General features: G+C 75.4%; 15 protein-coding genes, 1 tRNA gene and 1 pseudogene. 9 read left to right on the top strand and 8 right to left on the bottom strand.

Annotation, left to right across the window (positions count from 1 at the left end):
• Position 1 precedes the first annotated feature (1 nt).
• The 3 genes from ACQPYN_RS08390 to ACQPYN_RS08380 all read left to right on the top strand — a co-directional run bounded on the left by ACQPYN_RS08390 (position 2) and on the right by ACQPYN_RS08380 (position 2,328).
• Entirely contained in the window at positions 2–835 is an 834-nt protein-coding gene (locus ACQPYN_RS08390) for a purine-nucleoside phosphorylase (RefSeq protein WP_433038788.1), read from the top strand.
• Positions 836–845: 10 nt separating this feature from the next.
• Positions 846–1,322, top strand: coding sequence for a flavodoxin family protein (locus tag ACQPYN_RS08385; protein ID WP_433035764.1), 477 nt, complete (start codon positions 846–848; stop codon positions 1,320–1,322).
• A gap of 70 nt (positions 1,323–1,392) precedes the next feature.
• Entirely contained in the window at positions 1,393–2,328 is a 936-nt protein-coding gene (locus ACQPYN_RS08380; protein WP_433035761.1) for an NADP-dependent oxidoreductase, read from the top strand.
• Here the strand turns inward: ACQPYN_RS08380 and rsmI are convergent.
• A complete protein-coding gene (gene rsmI / locus ACQPYN_RS08375) occupies positions 2,317–3,162 on the bottom strand; it encodes a 16S rRNA (cytidine(1402)-2'-O)-methyltransferase (RefSeq protein WP_433035758.1) in 846 nt (281 codons plus the stop codon). The genes ACQPYN_RS08380 and rsmI overlap by 12 nt on opposite strands.
• Before the next feature lie 25 nt (positions 3,163–3,187).
• Between rsmI and ACQPYN_RS08370 the strand changes: the two genes are divergently transcribed.
• On the top strand, positions 3,188–4,753 hold the full coding sequence (locus tag ACQPYN_RS08370) for a dolichyl-phosphate-mannose--protein mannosyltransferase (protein ID WP_433035755.1): 1,566 nt from the start codon (positions 3,188–3,190) through the stop codon (positions 4,751–4,753).
• Positions 4,754–4,910: 157 nt separating this feature from the next.
• Here the strand turns inward: ACQPYN_RS08370 and ACQPYN_RS08365 are convergent.
• From ACQPYN_RS08365 to glp, 4 genes and pseudogenes are all read right to left on the bottom strand, one after another.
• Positions 4,911–4,983: transfer RNA gene (locus tag ACQPYN_RS08365), tRNA-Ala, on the bottom strand.
• A 50-nt stretch (positions 4,984–5,033) separates the two neighbouring features.
• Positions 5,034–6,125 carry a divisome protein SepX/GlpR gene (sepX, locus tag ACQPYN_RS08360; RefSeq protein WP_433035752.1) on the bottom strand — a complete coding sequence of 364 codons (1,092 nt, stop codon included), beginning with the start codon at positions 6,123–6,125 and terminating at the stop codon, positions 5,034–5,036.
• Positions 6,126–6,345: 220 nt separating this feature from the next.
• The gene (locus ACQPYN_RS08355; RefSeq protein WP_433035749.1) at positions 6,346–7,023 is read right to left on the bottom strand and encodes a GNAT family N-acetyltransferase; all 678 of its coding nucleotides are present in this window, start codon (positions 7,021–7,023) and stop codon (positions 6,346–6,348) included.
• 5 nt (positions 7,024–7,028) lie between these two features.
• Positions 7,029–8,280: pseudogene (gene glp / locus ACQPYN_RS08350) on the bottom strand (molybdotransferase-like divisome protein Glp).
• Positions 8,281–8,406: 126 nt separating this feature from the next.
• On the opposite strand from glp, the gene ACQPYN_RS08345 reads away from it, so the two are divergent.
• From ACQPYN_RS08345 to ACQPYN_RS08335, 3 genes are all read left to right on the top strand, one after another.
• The gene (locus tag ACQPYN_RS08345) at positions 8,407–9,768 is read left to right on the top strand and encodes a UTP--glucose-1-phosphate uridylyltransferase (protein ID WP_433035746.1); all 1,362 of its coding nucleotides are present in this window, start codon (positions 8,407–8,409) and stop codon (positions 9,766–9,768) included.
• A 106-nt stretch (positions 9,769–9,874) separates the two neighbouring features.
• Positions 9,875–10,357 carry a 5-formyltetrahydrofolate cyclo-ligase gene (locus ACQPYN_RS08340; protein WP_433035743.1) on the top strand — a complete coding sequence of 161 codons (483 nt, stop codon included), beginning with the start codon at positions 9,875–9,877 and terminating at the stop codon, positions 10,355–10,357.
• Between the two features lie 205 nt (positions 10,358–10,562).
• Positions 10,563–10,955: an FmdB family zinc ribbon protein gene (locus ACQPYN_RS08335; RefSeq protein WP_433035739.1), complete on the top strand. Its 393-nt coding sequence runs from the start codon at positions 10,563–10,565 to the stop codon at positions 10,953–10,955.
• 210 nt (positions 10,956–11,165) lie between these two features.
• On the opposite strand, the gene ACQPYN_RS08330 is transcribed toward ACQPYN_RS08335, so the two are convergent.
• Entirely contained in the window at positions 11,166–12,068 is a 903-nt protein-coding gene (locus tag ACQPYN_RS08330; RefSeq protein ID WP_433035736.1) for a DMT family transporter, read from the bottom strand.
• Between the two features lie 231 nt (positions 12,069–12,299).
• Here ACQPYN_RS08330 and ACQPYN_RS08325 point away from each other — a divergent pair, with 231 nt between their 5' ends.
• Positions 12,300–12,956, top strand: coding sequence for an SAF domain-containing protein (locus ACQPYN_RS08325; RefSeq protein ID WP_433035733.1), 657 nt, complete (start codon positions 12,300–12,302; stop codon positions 12,954–12,956).
• 199 nt (positions 12,957–13,155) lie between these two features.
• On the opposite strand, the gene ACQPYN_RS08320 is transcribed toward ACQPYN_RS08325, so the two are convergent.
• A complete protein-coding gene (locus tag ACQPYN_RS08320; RefSeq protein WP_274192983.1) occupies positions 13,156–13,674 on the bottom strand; it encodes a MogA/MoaB family molybdenum cofactor biosynthesis protein in 519 nt (172 codons plus the stop codon).
• A gap of 59 nt (positions 13,675–13,733) precedes the next feature.
• On the opposite strand from ACQPYN_RS08320, the gene ACQPYN_RS08315 reads away from it, so the two are divergent.
• Complete coding sequence (locus ACQPYN_RS08315; protein ID WP_433035729.1) at positions 13,734–14,792, top strand: NAD-dependent epimerase/dehydratase family protein; 1,059 nt, start codon at positions 13,734–13,736, stop codon at positions 14,790–14,792.
• 81 nt (positions 14,793–14,873) lie between these two features.
• Here ACQPYN_RS08315 and ACQPYN_RS08310 read toward each other — a convergent pair whose 3' ends face one another.
• Positions 14,874–16,253: a hypothetical protein gene (locus ACQPYN_RS08310; RefSeq protein WP_433035726.1), complete on the bottom strand. Its 1,380-nt coding sequence runs from the start codon at positions 16,251–16,253 to the stop codon at positions 14,874–14,876.
• Positions 16,254–16,304 lie beyond the last annotated feature (51 nt).

Genomic DNA, 16,304 nt, shown 5'->3' with positions numbered 1-16,304 from the left:
GATGACCGAGATCGAGCCGCTCGCGCCGCCCCGTCCCTCCGCCGAGGAGGCCGCGTCCGAGCTGGCCCGGCGCACGGGCGCCCTGACCCACGACGTCGCCGTGGTGCTCGGCTCCGGTTGGGGATCTGCGGCCGACGCGTTCGGCCCGCCCGTCGCCGAGGTCCCGTTCTCCGAGCTGCCCGGCTTCACCCCGCCCGGCGCGCCCGACCACGCCGGGGTGGCGCGGTCGGTGGAGCTGGGCGGCAGGCGGGTGCTGGTGCTGCTGGGGCGCACGCACCTCTACGAGGGCCACGGCCCGGAGCAGGTCGTGCACCCGGTCCGGACGGCCTGCGCGGCCGGCGCCACCAGCGTCGTCCTGACGAACGCCGCCGGCGGGATCGACCCGTCGTACGCGGTGGGCCAGCCGGTGCTGATCGCCGACCACCTGAACCTCACGGGCCGCTCGCCGCTCGTCGGGCCGGAGTTCGTCGACCTCACCGGCGCCTACGACCCGGGGCTGCGCGCCCTGGCCCGCGGGATCGAGCCGGAGCTCGCCGAGGGCGTCTACGCGGGGCTGCCCGGTCCGCACTTCGAGACCCCGGCCGAGATCCGCATGCTGGCCACCCTGGGCGCCGACCTCGTCGGGATGTCGACGGTGCTCGAGACGATCGCCGTGCGCGCCGCCGGGGTGCGGGTGGCGGGGGTCGCGCTGGTGAGCAACCCGGCGGCTGGCACCACCGACGCGCCCGTCGACCACCTCGCGGTCATCGACGCCGTCCACGCCTCCGCCGCGCGCACCGGGTCGCTGCTGGTGCGGCTCGTCGAGGCCGCGCTGCAGGAGAGCCCGACCCCGTGACCCCGACACCATGACGACGGTGTTGATCGTCCACCACACCCCGTCACCGAGCCTGCACGAGCTGCTGGCCGCCGTCGTCGAGGGCGCGGGCACCGACGAGATCGAGGCCGAGGTGGAGGTCGTCCACCGGCCCGCCCTCACCGCCGGCGCGGCGGACGCGCTGGCCTGCGACGGCATCGTGCTCGGCACGCCGGCGAACATCGGGACGATGTCGGGCGCGCTCAAGCACTTCTTCGACCAGATCTACTACCCGTGCCTGGACGCGACCGCCGGGCGCCCGTTCGGGCTGTACGTGCACGGCGGGTCGGACGTCGCCGGCGCCGTCCGCGACGTCCTGCGGATCACCGGCGCGCTCGGGTGGGAGCAGGTCGCCGAGGTCTGCGAGTCCACCGGCGAGATCGGCAGCGCCGAGCGCGAGGCGGCGTGGGAGCTCGGCGCCACGGTGGCGCTCCGGGCGGCGGAGCGAACGGGGAGTTCGGGCGCATAGAAGCAGCGAACCGCCCGTTCGTTGCGTATCGGGCGGGCATGCGTGGGCGGTCGCGGGTGTTGCGCGGGGCATGACATCGAAGGTCGTGCAGTACCGCCGCTACGGCGGACCCGAGGTCCTCGAGCTCGTCGACCGTGAGGACCCGACGCCCGGCCCGGGCCAGGTCCGCGTGGCCGTGCGCGCCGCCGCGGTGAACCCGCTGGACTGGAAGCTCCGCGGCGGCGGGATGGCGTCCGGGGACGCGCCGGACGAGCCGCAGGTGCCCGGGTACGACGTCGCCGGCGTGGTCGACGCACTCGGCGAGGGCGTCACGGCGTTCGCCGTGGGCGACGAGGTCGTCGGCAAGGCCACCGGCGGCGGCTACGCCGAGGAGGTCGTGGCGAATGTCCGGGCCCTCGTGCGCAAGCCCGCCGAGGTGGGGTGGGAGACCGCCGCGGCCCTGCCGGTGGCGGCGACGACGGCGTACCGCGCGCTCGCCCTGCTGGGCCTGGGCGAGGGCGACCACACCGGCACCACGATCGTCATCGACGGCGCGGCCGGAGCGGTGGGCGTCGTCGCGGTGCAGCTCGCGGTGGCCCGCGGGGCGACGGTGATCGGTAGCGCGGGCGAGGCCCACCAGGACGAGCTGCGCGCGCTCGGCGCCACCCCGGTGGTCTACGGCGAGGGCCTCGCCGACCGCGTCCGGGCCGTCGCGCCGAACGGCGTCGACCTGGGCTTCGACACGTCGGGCTACGGCGGGCTCCGCGATCTCGTCGCGCTCACGGGCTCCCCGGAGAAGGCCATCACGATCGCCGACTACGCCGGCGCGCAGGAGCTCGGCGTCACGTTCACCTCCGGCGGCGACCCGGACGACGAGAGCCGCGCCCTGACCGAGGCCCTCGACCTGCTCGCCGAGGGACGGCTGCGCGCGCCGACCGTCGTCACCTACCCGCTCGCCGAGGCGGGCAGGGCCCAGGACGACAACCAGACCCGGCGCGTGGCCGGAAAGCTCGTCCTACTTCCGTAACTGCACCGTGGCGTCGTAGAGCGCCTTCGTCGAGACGCCGTGGACGGTCGCGACGTCGCGCGCGGCGTCCTTGAGACGCCGGCCGTCGGCGACGAGCCCGAGGACCTCCTCCGCGAGGTCCTCGGGCTCCGGCGTCACCGCGACCGCGGGGCCGAGCACCACGGTCACCTCCCCCAGCACGTCGCGGGCACCCGCCCACGCCGCGAGGTCGGCGAGAGGACCGCGCACGACCTCCTCGTGGGTCTTGGTGAGCTCCCGGCAGACCGCGCCGGCGCGGTCGCCGCCCAGCACCTCCACGGCCACGGCCAGCAGGGACGCGAGCCGGCGCGGGGACTCGAAGAACACGACGGTGCGCCGTTCGCCGGCGAGCTCACGGAACCAGGTCCGTCGCTTCCCGTCGGTGCGCGGGGCGAAGCCCTCGAAGCAGAAGCGGTCGGTCGGCAGGCCGGAGACCGCGAGGGCCATCAGGACCGCCGACGGCCCGGGCAGGCAGCGCACGACGAGCCCCGCGTCGAGGCACGCGGTGACGACCCGGTAGCCGGGGTCGGACACGCTCGGCATCCCGCCGTCGGTGACCAGCAGGACCGTCGCGCCGCCGCGTACCTCCTCGACCAGGCCGGGCGTGCGCGCGACCTCGTTGTCCTCGCGGAAGGTGACGACACGCCCGCCCACCCGGACGCCGAGGTCGGACGCCAACCGGGCGAGCCTGCGGGTGTCCTCGGCGGCGACGACGTCGGCCGTGGCCAGTGCGTCGCGCAGCCGCGCGGAGGCGTCCGCGGGGTCGCCCAACGGGACACCCGCGAGGAGGAGCACCCCATCTTGCGTCCCAGGCATCCCCGAGACCATACGATCGGCAGCCGTGACGGCCACCATCGCGCGCCCGACGCCGGACGCGGCGAGCGTGCTCCCGTCCCCGAAGGACGCGCCGGCCGTCGCCCAGCTGCTCGGGCGGCCGATGCCCACCGACCGCCTGCGCGGCTGGATCGTGGCGCTCGTCCTCACCGTCGTGGGCGGGATCGTGCGGTTCTGGAACGTCGGGTGGCCCACCGACCATGGCACCCCGATCTTCGACGAGAAGCACTACGTCCCCCAGGCCTGGCAGGTCCTGCGCAACGGCGGGTACGAGGACAACCCGGGCTACGAGCTGGTGGTCCACCCGCCGCTGTCGAAGCAGCTCATGGCCGTCGGCCAGTGGGTGTTCGGGTACGACCCGGTGGGCTGGCGCGCCGCGTCGGCGCTCGCGGGCACGATCGCGATCCTCGCGATCGTCCGGGTGGCCCGGCGACTGACCCGCTCCACGCTGCTCGGCGCCCTGGCCGGCGTCCTGCTGATCGCCGACGGTGTCAGCCACGTGTCCGCGCGCGTCGGCATGATCGACATCTTCCCGGCGCTGTTCGTGCTGCTCGCGTTCGCGGCGATCCTGGTCGACCGCGACGACGTGCGGGCCCGGCTCGCGGTGGTCGTCGCGGAGGGCCGCATCGCGCAGACCGTGTACGGGCCGCGCCTCGGCGTGCGGTGGTGGCGCCTGGCGGCCGGCGCGTGCCTCGGGCTGTCGCTCGCCGCGAAGTGGTCGGGCCTCTACTACATCGTCTTCTTCGGCGCCCTGCTGATCGGCTTCGACATGGCCGCCCGGCGGGCCGCGGGCGTCGCGCGCCCGTTCGTCGGCACCCTCGTCCGCGACGTCGCGCCCGCGGTGTGGGCGTTCCTCGCCGTCCCGGTGCTGTTCTACCTCGCGAGCTGGCTGCCCTGGATCGCCAGCGAGACCGGCACCGACCGGCACGCCGTCGGCCAGCAGCTGCCCGTCGGCGGAGCGACGGCGTTCCTGCCCGACTGGCTGCGCGGGCTGGCGTACTACAGCACCAAGGTGCTGGAGTTCCACGCCACGCTCGACACCCCGCGCGGGTCGCCGCACCCCTGGGAGTCCAAGCCGTGGACGTGGCCGATGGGGCTGCGCCCGATGCTCTACTCCTACGAGTCCGGCACCGCCGAGGCCGGCTGCGGCGGCCCGTCGTGCGTGTCCGCGGTGATGCTGATCGGGACGCCCGCGCTCTGGTGGGCGTCGGTGCCGGCGCTCGGCTGGTCGATCTGGCGCGTCGTGACGACGTTCGACTGGCGCCACGCCGCCGTGCTCGTGGGCTACGGCGCGGGCTTCCTGCCGTGGTTCACCAACCTCGACCGCCAGATGTACTTCTTCTACATGACGCCCGTGGCGCCGTTCCTGGTCCTGGCGGTGGTGCTGGCCCTCGGGGAGTTCCTGGGCCGGCGGGAGCAGGGACTCGAACGCCGGCGGGTCGGGACGCTCGTGGTCGGCATCTACACCGGCCTCGTCGTCGCGAACTTCGCGTGGCTGTGGCCGATCCTCGTCGGCGCCTGGGTCACCGCCGACCGCTGGAACGCGGAGCTGTGGTTGCCGTCCTGGCGCTGAGGTCGGACCCGACGGGCTGAGGAGCCGCCGGCACTGATCAGCAGGTCGAGAGGCACCTCCGGTCGCCCGGAGGGCGTGTCCGGCGACCTGGTGATCTCCGGAGGCCCCGGACGCACGAAACGCCCGGGCAGGAGCCCGGGCGTTTCGGTGGACGGGGTGGAGCTGAGGGGAATCGAACCCCTGACCTACTCGATGCGAACGAGTCGCGCTACCAACTGCGCCACAGCCCCTGGTGCGATGACGACTCTAGCAACGCCGTCGATCGCGACCGGATGCCGGGTCAGGCCCCGGCGGCCCGCCGGTAGCCGTAGGAGCGCTCGCCGTCGAGGTCGTGGAACGCCGGGTCGTCGTCGGTGTCGTCGACCAGCTCGAGATCGTCGGGCACCGGCGGCGCCGGGGTGCGCGGGGCGGCCCAGCGGGGCGAGGACGCGGCACGGAGCTCCTCGTCCTCGAACCGGACCTGCTCGTCGTCGAGGTCGTCGGCCTCGTACTCCCCGTCGATCCAGTCCTGCTCGCGCATCGCGGCCATCCGCGCCTCGTGCTCGGCCTGACGGGCGCGGCGGGCCTCCAGCGCGCGCCGCTCCCCGGACAGACGGGCGGCCCGGCGGACGCGCACCTCCTCCTCGATGCGCGTCTGGCGGCGCAGGAAGGCCAGGTAACCGACCAGCATGACGTCGGCGGCCGCGTGCAGCCACCACATGGCGCTCGAGACCACCAGCGCGGCCAGCGCCGAGAGCACCGCGACCGCGATCAGGCCGAGCGCGACGCGCTGACGGAACGTGTACCGGGCACGCGCGGCGGCGGCCGCGGCGTCGGGGTCGAAGCCGCCCCGGCCGGGCCGGTAGGTGCGCAGGGCACGCTCGGCGACGGGCTCGTCCTCGAGGTCCTCGTCGAGGTACTCGTCCTCGAGGAACTCGTCCTCGAGGTACTCGTCGTCGTCCGGGTGCGGGGCCCGGCGCAGGACCCGCTCGCGCCCGGCGGGGCGGACGTCGTCGTCGTACTCGTCGAGCTCGGCCCGCTCGTCGTCGAGGTCCTCGAGCTCGTCGAGGTCCTCGTCGTGCTGGGCGTCGAGGTCGAGCTCGGCGTCGAGGGCCTCGGGGGTCTCGTCCGCGCGCTCGGCCAGCACCGTGCCGGTCGCGGTGCCGCCCGTGCCACCTCCGGCCGCCACCGTGCGTCCGGTGCGTGCGTCCGCCTGCGCAGTGGTCACGGGGACCTCCTCGATCAGGGGTGCGCCCGCCGTCCGCGGCAGCACCCGGGCACTCAGATCGGCCTCGGCGGGACGGGGAACCATCTGGCGACGCCGGGCCACGACCGGGACGAGGACCACCAGCCACGCCAGGACCAGGGCCGCGAACACGACCGAGCTCGGCACCGCACACCCCCCACCTGGGACGACCGCGACGGACCGGATCCGGTTCGTCGCAGACGCCACGCTAGTCACATGAGCCCCGTGGGCCTCGCAGCCGACACGGCGTGTCGTGTGCGAGCGGTGACGAGATCCCTCCAGTAGGGGAACCAGACGCCAGCAGGTTTGGGCCCCTTAGCACTCGACCGGATGGTCCGGAAGTCTCAACCCCTCGGCCATGTGGGTGTCACTCTCGATCTCGCTCGGCGAGGCCGGCCCGGAGCACCCGCGCGACCAGGCCGTCGGGCAGCACGTCCTCCTCGGTGACCGCGAGGACGAGGTGGTCGCGCCAGTCGCCGTCGACCTCCAGGTACCGGCGCAGCAGCCCCTCCTCGCGGAAGCCGAGCTTCGCGAGCACCCGCCGGCTGCGCACGTTCTCCGGCCGCACGGTCGCCTCGATGCGGTGCAGGCCCACGCGGGCGAAGCAGTGGTCGACGGCCAGGGCGACGGCCGCCGTCGCGACACCGCCGCCCGCGACCTGCGCGCTCACCCAGTAGCCGACGTACGCCGAGAGCAACGGCTCGCGCACCACGTTGCCGATCACGACCTGGCCGGCGAACTCGCCGTCGACGAGCAGCGTGAACGGCAGCGCCTGGCCCGCGCGGCCCATCGAGCGCAGCGCGCTCCACCGCGTCGGCCACTCCGAGAGCGCGTTCCGCTCCGCCCACGGGCCGGGCAGCGTGGGCTCCCACGGGGCGAGGTGCTCCTCGTCCCGCTGCCGGATGCGCGACCAGGCCCGTCCGTCCCGCAGACGCACCGGGCGCAGCTCGACGACGCCCGCCGGCACCCTCAGCGTTCGCGTGCGCGCGGGCCAGCCGGGGTGGCGCCCGGTGGGCCGGGGCCCGCCCCACGGGGGTCGGGACACGCGCGTCAGGTGCGCGGCGCGAGGAACGACACCCGCACCGGGGCGTCCATGCCGACCTCGGTCGTGTCCTCGTCGATCACGATGAGCGCGTTGGCCTCCGCCAGCGAGGACAGCAGGTGGGAGCCGGAGCCGCCCAGCGGCTGGGCGAGGTAGTCGGCGGTCCCGCGGTCGCGCAGCAGGCGCCCGCGCACGTAGCTGCGGCGCCCGGGCGGGGACGTCACGGGCGAGAGCAGCGAGGCCGTGACCTCGCGGCGGTGCAGCTCCTGGCGGCCCAGCGCCAGCCGGATCAGCGGGCGCACCAGCACCTCGAACGCGACGAGCGCCGACACCGGGTTCGCGGGGAGCAGGAACGTCGGGATCTCCTCGGCGCCGAGCCGGCCGAAGCCCTGGACGGAGCCGGGGTGCATGGCCACCCGCGAGATGTCGACGGGACCCAGGGCCGACAGCGTGTCCTGGACGTCCTCCCCCAGGCGCCCGCCGACGCCGCCCGCGAGGACGACGATCTCGGAGCGCGCGAGGGCCGACTCGACCGCCTCGCGCAGCGCCGTCGCGTCGGCGGAGGCGATGGGCAGGCGCGTCACCTCGGCGCCGGCGTCCGCGGCCGCGGCGGCCAGGGCGTAGGAGTTGACGTCGACGACCTGGCCGGTGCCCGGCGTGCGGTCGAGGTCGACCAGCTCGTCGCCGACCGCGAGCACCGACACGCGCGGTCGGGGTGCACGAGCACCTTGGTGCGCCCGACCGCGGCCAGCAGTCCCACCTGGGCGGGGCCGACGGTGGCGCCGCGACGGACGGCGACGTCCCCGGGGGCCACGTCCTCGCCGACCCGGCGCACCCACGCCGCCGACGGCACGGGCGTCTTGACGGTGAGCCGGGCGCGGTGCCCGGTGCCCTTGCTGCCCGGGTCGTCGGCCGCGTCGGTGTGGTCGTGGGGGCGACGGCGTCGGCCAGCGTCGGCAGCGGCGCGCCGGTGGCGACGCGCACGGCCTGGCCGGGCTGCAGGCGGTGCGCCTGCCGGGACCCGACCGCGACCTCGCCCACCACGGGCAGCTCGACGGGCTCCTCGGCCGCGGCGCGCACGTCGACGCTGCGCACGGCGAAGCCGTCGACAGCCGCCTGGTCGAACCCGGGCAGCGCCCGGTCGGCGACGACCTCCTCGGCGCACAGCAGGCCCTGCGCGGACGAGATGTCGACCCGGATCGGCGCGGGGCGGACCGCGGCGTCGAGCACACGGCGCAGCTGGGCCTCGACCGTCCTCACCGCCTGCGCCTTCCCTCTGGCCGACTCCTCATGGGGACCATCGTCCTACGCCGGGCGTCGGGCGGAGGGGACCGACGCGCCCGATATCGTGGGACGGGTCCCGCGCCCCGTTGGTGAGAGAGCCGCATGACCTACGTCGACGCCGCCCTGGCGACCCTGACCGAGCGTGACGCGCACCCTGCGGAGGTCGAGGCCTTCCGCCGTCGCCTCGAGCAGCTGGCCAAGCCGGAGAGCGCCGTCGTGCCCGGGGAGGAGCTCTCCGAGGTGGGCGACCTGCCGGCCCTCGACGACCTCGGTGAGCCCGACGACGCCGCGGCGCGCGACGCGCTCGACCGCCTCGCCGTGATCAAGCTCAACGGGGGCCTCGGCACGAGCATGGGCCTCGCGGGCCCGAAGTCGCTGCTGGAGATCAAGCCCGGCACGAGCTTCCTCGACGCGGTCGCCCGTCAGACCCTCGCGCTGCGCGAGCGCCACGGCGCGCGCCTGCCGCTGCTGGTGATGAACTCCGAGGGCACCCGCGAGCCCTCGCTCGCCGCGCTGCGTCGCCACGAGGGCCTCGAGGACCCCGAGCTGCCGCTGGACTTCCTGCAGGGCTCCGAGCCCAAGCTGCGCGCCGACGACTGGCATCCCGTCTCGTGGCCGCCCGACCCGCGCCTGGAGTGGTGCCCGCCGGGGCACGGCGACCTCTACACCGCGCTCGCCGCGTCCGGGACCCTCGAGGCGCTGCTCGCGGCCGGCGTGCGCTGGTGCTTCGTGTCGAACTCCGACAACCTCGGCGCGATCCCCGACGTCCGGATCGCGGCGTGGATGGCCGAGCAGGGCGTGCCGTTCGCGCTCGAGGTCGCCCGGCGTACCCCGATGGACCGCAAGGGCGGGCACCTGGCCCGGCGCGCCGGCGCCCTGGTGCTGCGCGAGACCGCCCAGGTGCCCGACGGCGACGACTCGTTCACCGACATCGAGCGGTTCTGCTTCTTCAACACCAACAACCTGTGGTTCGACCTCGAGCACCTGCGCACGCTCCAGCAGGCCGACCCGGCGGCGCCGTACCTGCCATTGATCGTCAACAAGAAGACCGTCGACCCGACGGACAAGGCGTCGACGGCTGTGCTGCAGCTCGAGACCGCGATGGGCGCGGCGATCGGGTCGATCGAGGACGCGCGAGCGATCGAGGTGCCGCGCAGCCGGTTCGCGCCCGTCAAGACCACCGACGACCTGCTCGTCGCGCGCTCGGACCTCTACGACCTCACCGACGACGGCCGGATGGTGCCCACGCGCGCGGACTTCCCGGTCGTGGGCCTGGAGAAGGCCCGCTTCGGGATGCTCGACGACTTCGAGCGCCGGTTCGCGGGCGGGGCGCCGTCGCTGGCGCGCGCGTCGTCGCTGACCGTCTCGGGGGACGTCACCTTCGGGGCCGGGGTCGCCGTCGAGGGCGACGTGACGGTCGAGGGGCCGCGCCACGTCGATGACGGCGAGACGCTGCGGGGGTGACCCGCTCGAAGGCCGAGTGGCGCCGACCGCTGCTGGCGGCGCGGCGCGGCCGCTCCGACGAGGCGCGCCGGGCCGACGCGGCGGCGCTGGCTGCGGGGCTCCCGGGGTGCTCGACGGGACCGGCGACCCGGTCTGCCTGTTCGTCGCCGTGCGCGGCGAGCCCGGCGCGACCCCCGACGGCGCGCTGCCCGTGCTCGACGCCGCCCGCGCGCTCGGACGTCGGGTGCTCCTGCCCGTGACGGTGGGCGGGGCGCCGCTGGACTGGGCTGCGTACGAGGGTCCCGGTTCCCTCGGTCCCGGCCCGCACGGCCTCCTCGAACCCACGGGACCGCGCCTGGGGCCCTCCGCGGTGGCCGACGCCGGCCTGATCGTGGTCCCGGCACTGGCCGTCGACCACCGCGGCGTGCGCCTCGGCCGCGGCGGCGGGCACTACGACCGGACGCTGCCCCTCGCGGGCGCGGCGACCCGCCTGGTGGCCCTCGTGGGCGACGACGAGCTGGTCGAGGGCCCCCTGCCCGCCGAGCCCCACGACGTCGCCGTCCACGCCGTCTGGCGCCCCCGCGCGGGCGTGACCCCGCTCCCCCTCTAGCCGCTCGGTTGTCAGCATGGGGCCCATGCTGACGTCCATCGTCAGGAAATCCCCCCGCTCGCGGCGACGAGGCCGCGCCCACCTCCCACGGAACAGCCGTGACTCTCGCAGCGTTGGCACTCGGGTGGCGCGAGTGCCATCTACACTGCGCGCGGACATCACCACCCCCGCCCGTCCGCGGGGGCGGACGAGAACGGGAGTGCACGTGCCGACCTACCCCTACGCCTGCACCGCTTGCGATCACCGCTTCGAGCAGGTCCAGGCGTTCTCCGACCCCTCGCTGACCGAGTGCCCCGAGTGCGGCGGACGTCTGCGCAAGGTGTTCTCGTCGGTCGGGATCGTCTTCAAGGGCAGCGGCTTCTACCGCAACGACGCCCGTGCCGGCTCCGGCGCGAACTCGGAGAAGGCCTCGGCGTCGGCGGAGTCCGGCTCGGGCGAGTCGAAGGGCTCGGGCGAGTCGACGACCACCAAGACCGAGACGAAGAGCTCGTCGGACTCCGGCAGCAGCTCCGGCTCGCGCTCGTCGACCGCCGGCTCGAGCTCGTCCGGGTCGTCGGGGTCCTCGAGCTCGTCGGGATCGTCCGCGAAGTCGGCCTGACACCCCGCCGACGGAGAGTCGAGGGGTGGTCCGGGACATCGGCCCCGAGCCGACGTCCCGGACCTGCCCGACGCCCACCCGCTCCCCAGCGGCCGGCATCGAGGTCCTCGCACCCTGTATGACGGTCCACAGGCCACGATGGTTCGCCTGATCGAGCAGGACCACCCTTTCGGGTGACAGTCGCGAGGTTTCAGGACTGGCTCGGAAGGATCAGAGGGGTCGGCGACGGGACCCGGGGCTCGTCCCGGACGTGTCCCGCGGGCCGCCCTCCTGGGCCGCCAGCAGCGGCGAGCGCGACAGCAGGAAGACGCCCACCGTCATCAGGCCGGCGCCGACGAACCCGCCGAGCAGGGCCGCGCCGCCGTTGACCTCCTCGCCCAGCAGCCAGATGCCCCACGTCGACGAGAGCAGCGGGTTGCCGAGGATCAGGCCCGGCTGGGACGCGAGCAGACGCCCCGCCCGCAGCGCGTACTGGAGCGTGAGGAACGCCGCCGGCGCGACGGGCAGGAGCAGGTAGCTCTGCCAGGTCGTCAGCACCCCGCCGATCCCGCCGAGCGCCAGCGCCTCGGACATCGCCTTGACGATCACCGCCACGAAGCCCGAGCCGATGCCGGCGGCGATGCCGTACCAGGCGGCGCGGGCCACGGGACGCGACCGCTCGGCGATCGCGCTGGCCCCGCCGAGCAGGCCCAGGGTCACGATCGTGCCGAGGATCCACGTCACGGCTCCGGCGCCGAGGGCGTCGCCGCCACTGGGCTGCAGGCTGACGAGCAGGACGACGAGACCGACGGACATGATCGCGACGGCGATCCACTCCCGCCGCCGCAGCGCACCGCCGAGCACGAACCAGCCGAGCAGCAGCGTGAACGGCAGCTCCATGACCAGCACGGGCTGCACGAGGGCGATCGACCCGAGGCTCAGCGCGACGGCCTGCAGACCGACGGCGACGCAGAAGATCGAGGTCCCGACCAGCCACGCCGGCCGCTGGACCATGTCACGCAGGGTGCCGGCGCTGATCCCGCGGGAACGGGCGCTGTCCTGCGCCGCCTTGCGCTGCAGGACGAGGGCCATCGCGTTGGCGATCGTGGCCAGCAGCACGAGCACCACGGCCATGCCAGCGCCCGCCTCTTCCCGCTCCCGGCCCCCGGTGGACGGGTCGCCCTCGGCCGCAAACTACCGCCCGGTCCGGTGCGCCCGCCGCGCCGGGCCGGTGGACGGGATGATCACCGCACCGTCGACGGCCGTGGGCGGTTGGTCCGGTCGCCGTCCCCATCGTCCGGATGCGTCCACAGGCCCGAAGACAGGACTGGGTGTCCACCGCGCGCCCGTCCTAGCGTCGGGAGCGTGGCGGACGAGACCAGGCGGGGCCCTCGACGGTGGCGGCTGCCGCCGCCGGGGTGGCGACGGACGGTGGCGCTGCGGCGCGCCGCCGCCGGGCTGCTCGTGGTGGTCGCGCTCGGGCTCCTCGCGGCGCCGTCGGTCGCGCCGGCAGGCACGCCGGTGCTCGTCGCCGCCCGCGACCTCGCGCCGGGGGTCGCGCTCGGCCCCGCGGACGTGGCGGTGCGGCTGCTCCCGGGCGAGCTGGTGCCGGCCGGGGCGTTCGCCGAGCCGGGCGCGGTCGCCGGGCGTCAGGTGGTCGGCGGGGTCCGGGCCGGCGAGCCGCTGACCGACGTCCGGCTCCTCGGCCCGGTCGCCGCCGTCGCCGCGGCCGGGGTGCCCGACGCCGCCGGCGTGCCGGTGCGCCTCGCGGATGCGGGCGTGGCCGCGCTCCTGGCGCCGGGGACGCGCGTGGACCTCGTGGCAGCGGGTGCGGACGACGCCGGGGCCGTGGCTGCCGACCCCGCTCTGCTCGCCCCCGGGGCGGTGGTGCTCGCCGTGCTCCCCGCGCCGGAGCGCACCGCGGGCTCGGCGCCCGTGGTGGTGGTCGCGCTCCCGTCGGCGCTCGCCGCGCGGGTGGCGACGGTGTCGCTACGGGAGGAGGTCACCGTGACCCTGAGATGAGGATCCGGGGCAGAGGAGGATCAGGGCCGGTCGTGGTGCGGCGGGCGCTCGGCGTCGTAGCGGCGGCGGTCGTCGTCGCCCGCGGGGACGTCCGAGGGGTCGCGCTCGTCGGTCGACGACACCGGGTCGTCGCCGAAGATCGCCGCCCGGCGGGCGGCGCGCCGCCGGGCCTCCTCCGCGTCCTCGTGCCCGCCGGAGCTCAGTGCTCTTCCATCCCCGAGAGCTCGGCGATCACGTGCGAGATCAGCGGCGTGAGCGTGGCCATGCCGTCGCGCACCGCCGCGCGCGACGACGCGAGGTTCACCACGAGGGTGCTGCCCGAGACGCCGACCAGCCCGCGCGAGAGCCCGGCGTCGACGGCGCCGGCGGCGAGGCCGGACGCGCGGATGGCCTCGGCGATGCCGGGGATGGGGCGGTCGAGCACGCCGGCGGTCGCGTCGGAGGTCACCGCGCGCGGCGACACCCCGGTGCCGCCGACGGTGACGACGAGGTCGACCCCGCCGATCACCGCGGTGTTGAGCGCGTTGCGGATGGCGACCGACTCCCCGGGCACCACGATCGTCCCGTCCACGACGAGCCCGGCCTCACCGAGGAGCTCGGTGACGAGCGGCCCGATCGAGTCCGAGCTCTCCCCCCGGCTGACCCGGTCGTCGACGACGACCACGAGGGCCCGCCCCAGCAACTCCTCCGTGCCGCCGTGCAGCGGCTGGTTCTCCATGGCGCCCAACGTAGTAGGGGTGGATCCGGTGCCGCCGGGTGGTGGTTAGCGTTTCCGGGGTGCGCGTACTCCTGACGGGCGGTGCCGGGTTCATCGGCTCGCACATCGCCGATCTGCTGGTCGAGCGGGGTCACACCCCGGTGCTGCTCGACGCCCTGCTCCCCCAGGCGCACGGGGAGGGCAAGGCGCCCGCCTGGCTCGACCGCCACGAGGTCGTGCACGGCGACGTCCGCGACGCGGAACTGCTCGACCGCCTGCTCCCCCAGGTCGACACCGTCTGCCACCAGGCGGCGATGGTCGGCCACGGCGTCGACCCCAACGACGGCCCGGACTTCACCGAGAACAACGACGTCGCCACGTCGGTCCTGCTCGCGGCCATGTTCCGGTCCGGGCACCGCGACCTCGTGCTGGCGAGCTCGATGGTCGTCTACGGCGAGGGCCGCTACTCCTGCCCCGAGCACGGCGTCGTCCCGGCTCCCGCGCGCACCCAGGCGGACGTCGACGCGGGCCGCTACGACCTCGCGTGCCCGCACTGCGGCCGCGACCTCGGAGGCGAGCTGATCCCCGAGGACGCCCCGCTCGAGCCCCGCAGCACCTACGCCGCCACGAAGCTCGCCCAGGAGCACCTCGCCGTCGCGTGGGCGCGCGCCACCGGCGGGCGGGTGTGGGCGATGCGCTACCACAACGTCTACGGCCCGCGGATGCCGCAGAACACGCCCTACGCGGGCGTCGCGTCGATCTTCCGGTCGTCCCTCGAGCGCGGCGAGGCCCCTCGTGTGATGGAGGACGGCCGCCAGCGCCGGGACTTCGTGCACGTCGGCGACGTCGCCGCGGCCAACCTCGCCGCGTTGGAGACCCCCGCCGAGGAGGGACGCTGCGTCCCGCTCAACGTGTGCTCGGGCGAGGTGCGCACCATCGGCGACCTGGCGACGACGCTCGCCGCCGCCATGGACGGGCCGGCGCCGCAGGTGGTCGGTGGCGCGCGGCCCGGCGACGTCCGCCACGTCACCGCCGACCCGGCCCGCGCCGCGGAGCTGCTCGGCTACCGCGCGCGCACCCGCTTCGCCGACGGGATCGCCGCCTTCGCGACGGACCCGCTGCGCGACGCCGTCGGCTGAACGCCGGCGCGCGAACGGGGACTTCGCGCGCATAGAAGCAGCGAACAGCGCGTTCGCTGCAGACAGGCGAGGCGAGGCGAGCTACCAGACCGTCAGCAGCAGGTGGTTGATCACGAGCGCCAGGGTGGCCTGGGCGAGCAGCCACCAGCGCGCCGACGGGCGCGGCAGCAGGGCGGCGAGGGGCACGATCCAGACCGCGAAGGGCAGCCAGATCCGCTCGACCTCGGACTTCGAGAGCCCCGAGAGGTCGGCGACGGCGATGGCGATCAGTCCCGCCGCGGCGAGGGCCAGCAGGGCGTGCGGGACGGCGCGCGGGCGCCACGCCGCGCGCCGCAGCCCCGCGACCACGGCCGGGCCGAGCACCAGCAGCAGCGCGGCGATGTTGCCCCACGCCCAGTACTCGTACGGGCGCAGGAGGCCGTACTCGCCCTCCTGGTAGTACCGGACCGTCACCTGCTCGTAGCCCTCGTACCACCAGAAACCGGCGGCGGCGAAGGCGGCGACCACGGCCGCGGCGCCGATCCCGCCGGTGACCAGCGGGAGGATCCGGCGGCTCAGCAGGGCGACGGCGACGGGCAGGAGCCCGGCGAGCACGAGCCCGTAGGAGAAGAAGAGCGAGAGCCCGAGGACGACGCCGGCGAGCAGGCACAGCGCGTGCCCCCCGAGGCCGCGGCGCACCGCGCCGAGCGCGAGCAGCGCCACGCCCCAGGCCAGGATCGCCGCGAACATGCCGTCCGCCGAGACGCCCACCCAGACCGCGCCCGGGAAGAGGACGCCGAAGGGCAGGTAGGTGCGGGCGAGGTCGCGGTCGCCGAGCGCCGCGAGCGTGATCGCCACGGCGACCACCGCGGACGCCCCGATCGCCGCCGTGACGGCGCCGGCGTACTCGCCGCCGGGGAAGCCCGCGCGGTCGAGCAGGACGTAGAAGATCGTCGCGGCGGGCGGGTGACCGGACGCGTGCGTCACCAGGGTGTCCGGGGTCTGCCCTGCGATCCGCTCCGCGAACGTCTGCAGGAAGACCGCGATGTCCGGGGTGCGGGGGATCTCGGCGAGGTACTCGGTGGGCGTCGCCAGCCGTTCGGCGACCCCGACGAACCACCCGTCGATCGTCGCGAGGGCGAAGGTCCACGCCAGTGACGCGACGTAGGCCACGGCGAGGAGCGGGCCCCAGCGGCACGACCGGGCGACGGCGGGACCACCGACCGCGACGACGAGGGCCACCAGGACCGCCGGGACGGTGCCCGGACCGACGTGCGGCAGCCACTGCGCCAGCAGCGGGGGCCAGCCGACGAGCACGGGCACGCCGGCGTCGACCAGGGCCCAGCCCACGAGCGCCGACGCTGTGACCAGCAGTGATGCAAAGGCAACCGCCAGGAGGTCCCCGCGCAGGCGGAAGGGCCGGCGGGGCGTGGGCGAGGGCTCGTCGGCGGCGCCGGGGCGGTCCCGCAACACGGTCGTCATCACCGGCGGACAGTACGGACGCGCGGTGACCCCCCGGTGAGGAGGGCCGCA

Source organism: Actinomycetospora sp. CA-053990, assembly GCF_050948445.1.
GTDB classification, from domain to species: domain Bacteria; phylum Actinomycetota; class Actinomycetes; order Mycobacteriales; family Pseudonocardiaceae; genus Actinomycetospora; species Actinomycetospora callitridis.
This window is presented reverse-complemented; position numbering and strand designations above follow the sequence as displayed.

Excerpts from the sequence above, each read along its gene's own strand:
- ACQPYN_RS08385 (WP_433035764.1), top strand. The coding sequence starts at position 846 with ATGACGACGGTGTTGATCGTCCACCACACCCCGTCACCGAGCCTGCAC.
- rsmI (WP_433035758.1), bottom strand. The coding sequence starts at position 3,162 with ATGCCTGGGACGCAAGATGGGGTGCTCCTCCTCGCGGGTGTCCCGTTG.
- ACQPYN_RS08320 (WP_274192983.1), bottom strand. The coding sequence starts at position 13,674 with ATGGAGAACCAGCCGCTGCACGGCGGCACGGAGGAGTTGCTGGGGCGG.
- ACQPYN_RS08345 (WP_433035746.1), top strand. The coding sequence starts at position 8,407 with ATGACCTACGTCGACGCCGCCCTGGCGACCCTGACCGAGCGTGACGCG.
- ACQPYN_RS08330 (WP_433035736.1), bottom strand. The coding sequence starts at position 12,068 with ATGGCCGTGGTGCTCGTGCTGCTGGCCACGATCGCCAACGCGATGGCC.
- ACQPYN_RS08390 (WP_433038788.1), top strand. The coding sequence starts at position 2 with ATGACCGAGATCGAGCCGCTCGCGCCGCCCCGTCCCTCCGCCGAGGAG.
- ACQPYN_RS08310 (WP_433035726.1), bottom strand. The coding sequence starts at position 16,253 with ATGACGACCGTGTTGCGGGACCGCCCCGGCGCCGCCGACGAGCCCTCG.
- ACQPYN_RS08380 (WP_433035761.1), top strand. The coding sequence starts at position 1,393 with ATGACATCGAAGGTCGTGCAGTACCGCCGCTACGGCGGACCCGAGGTC.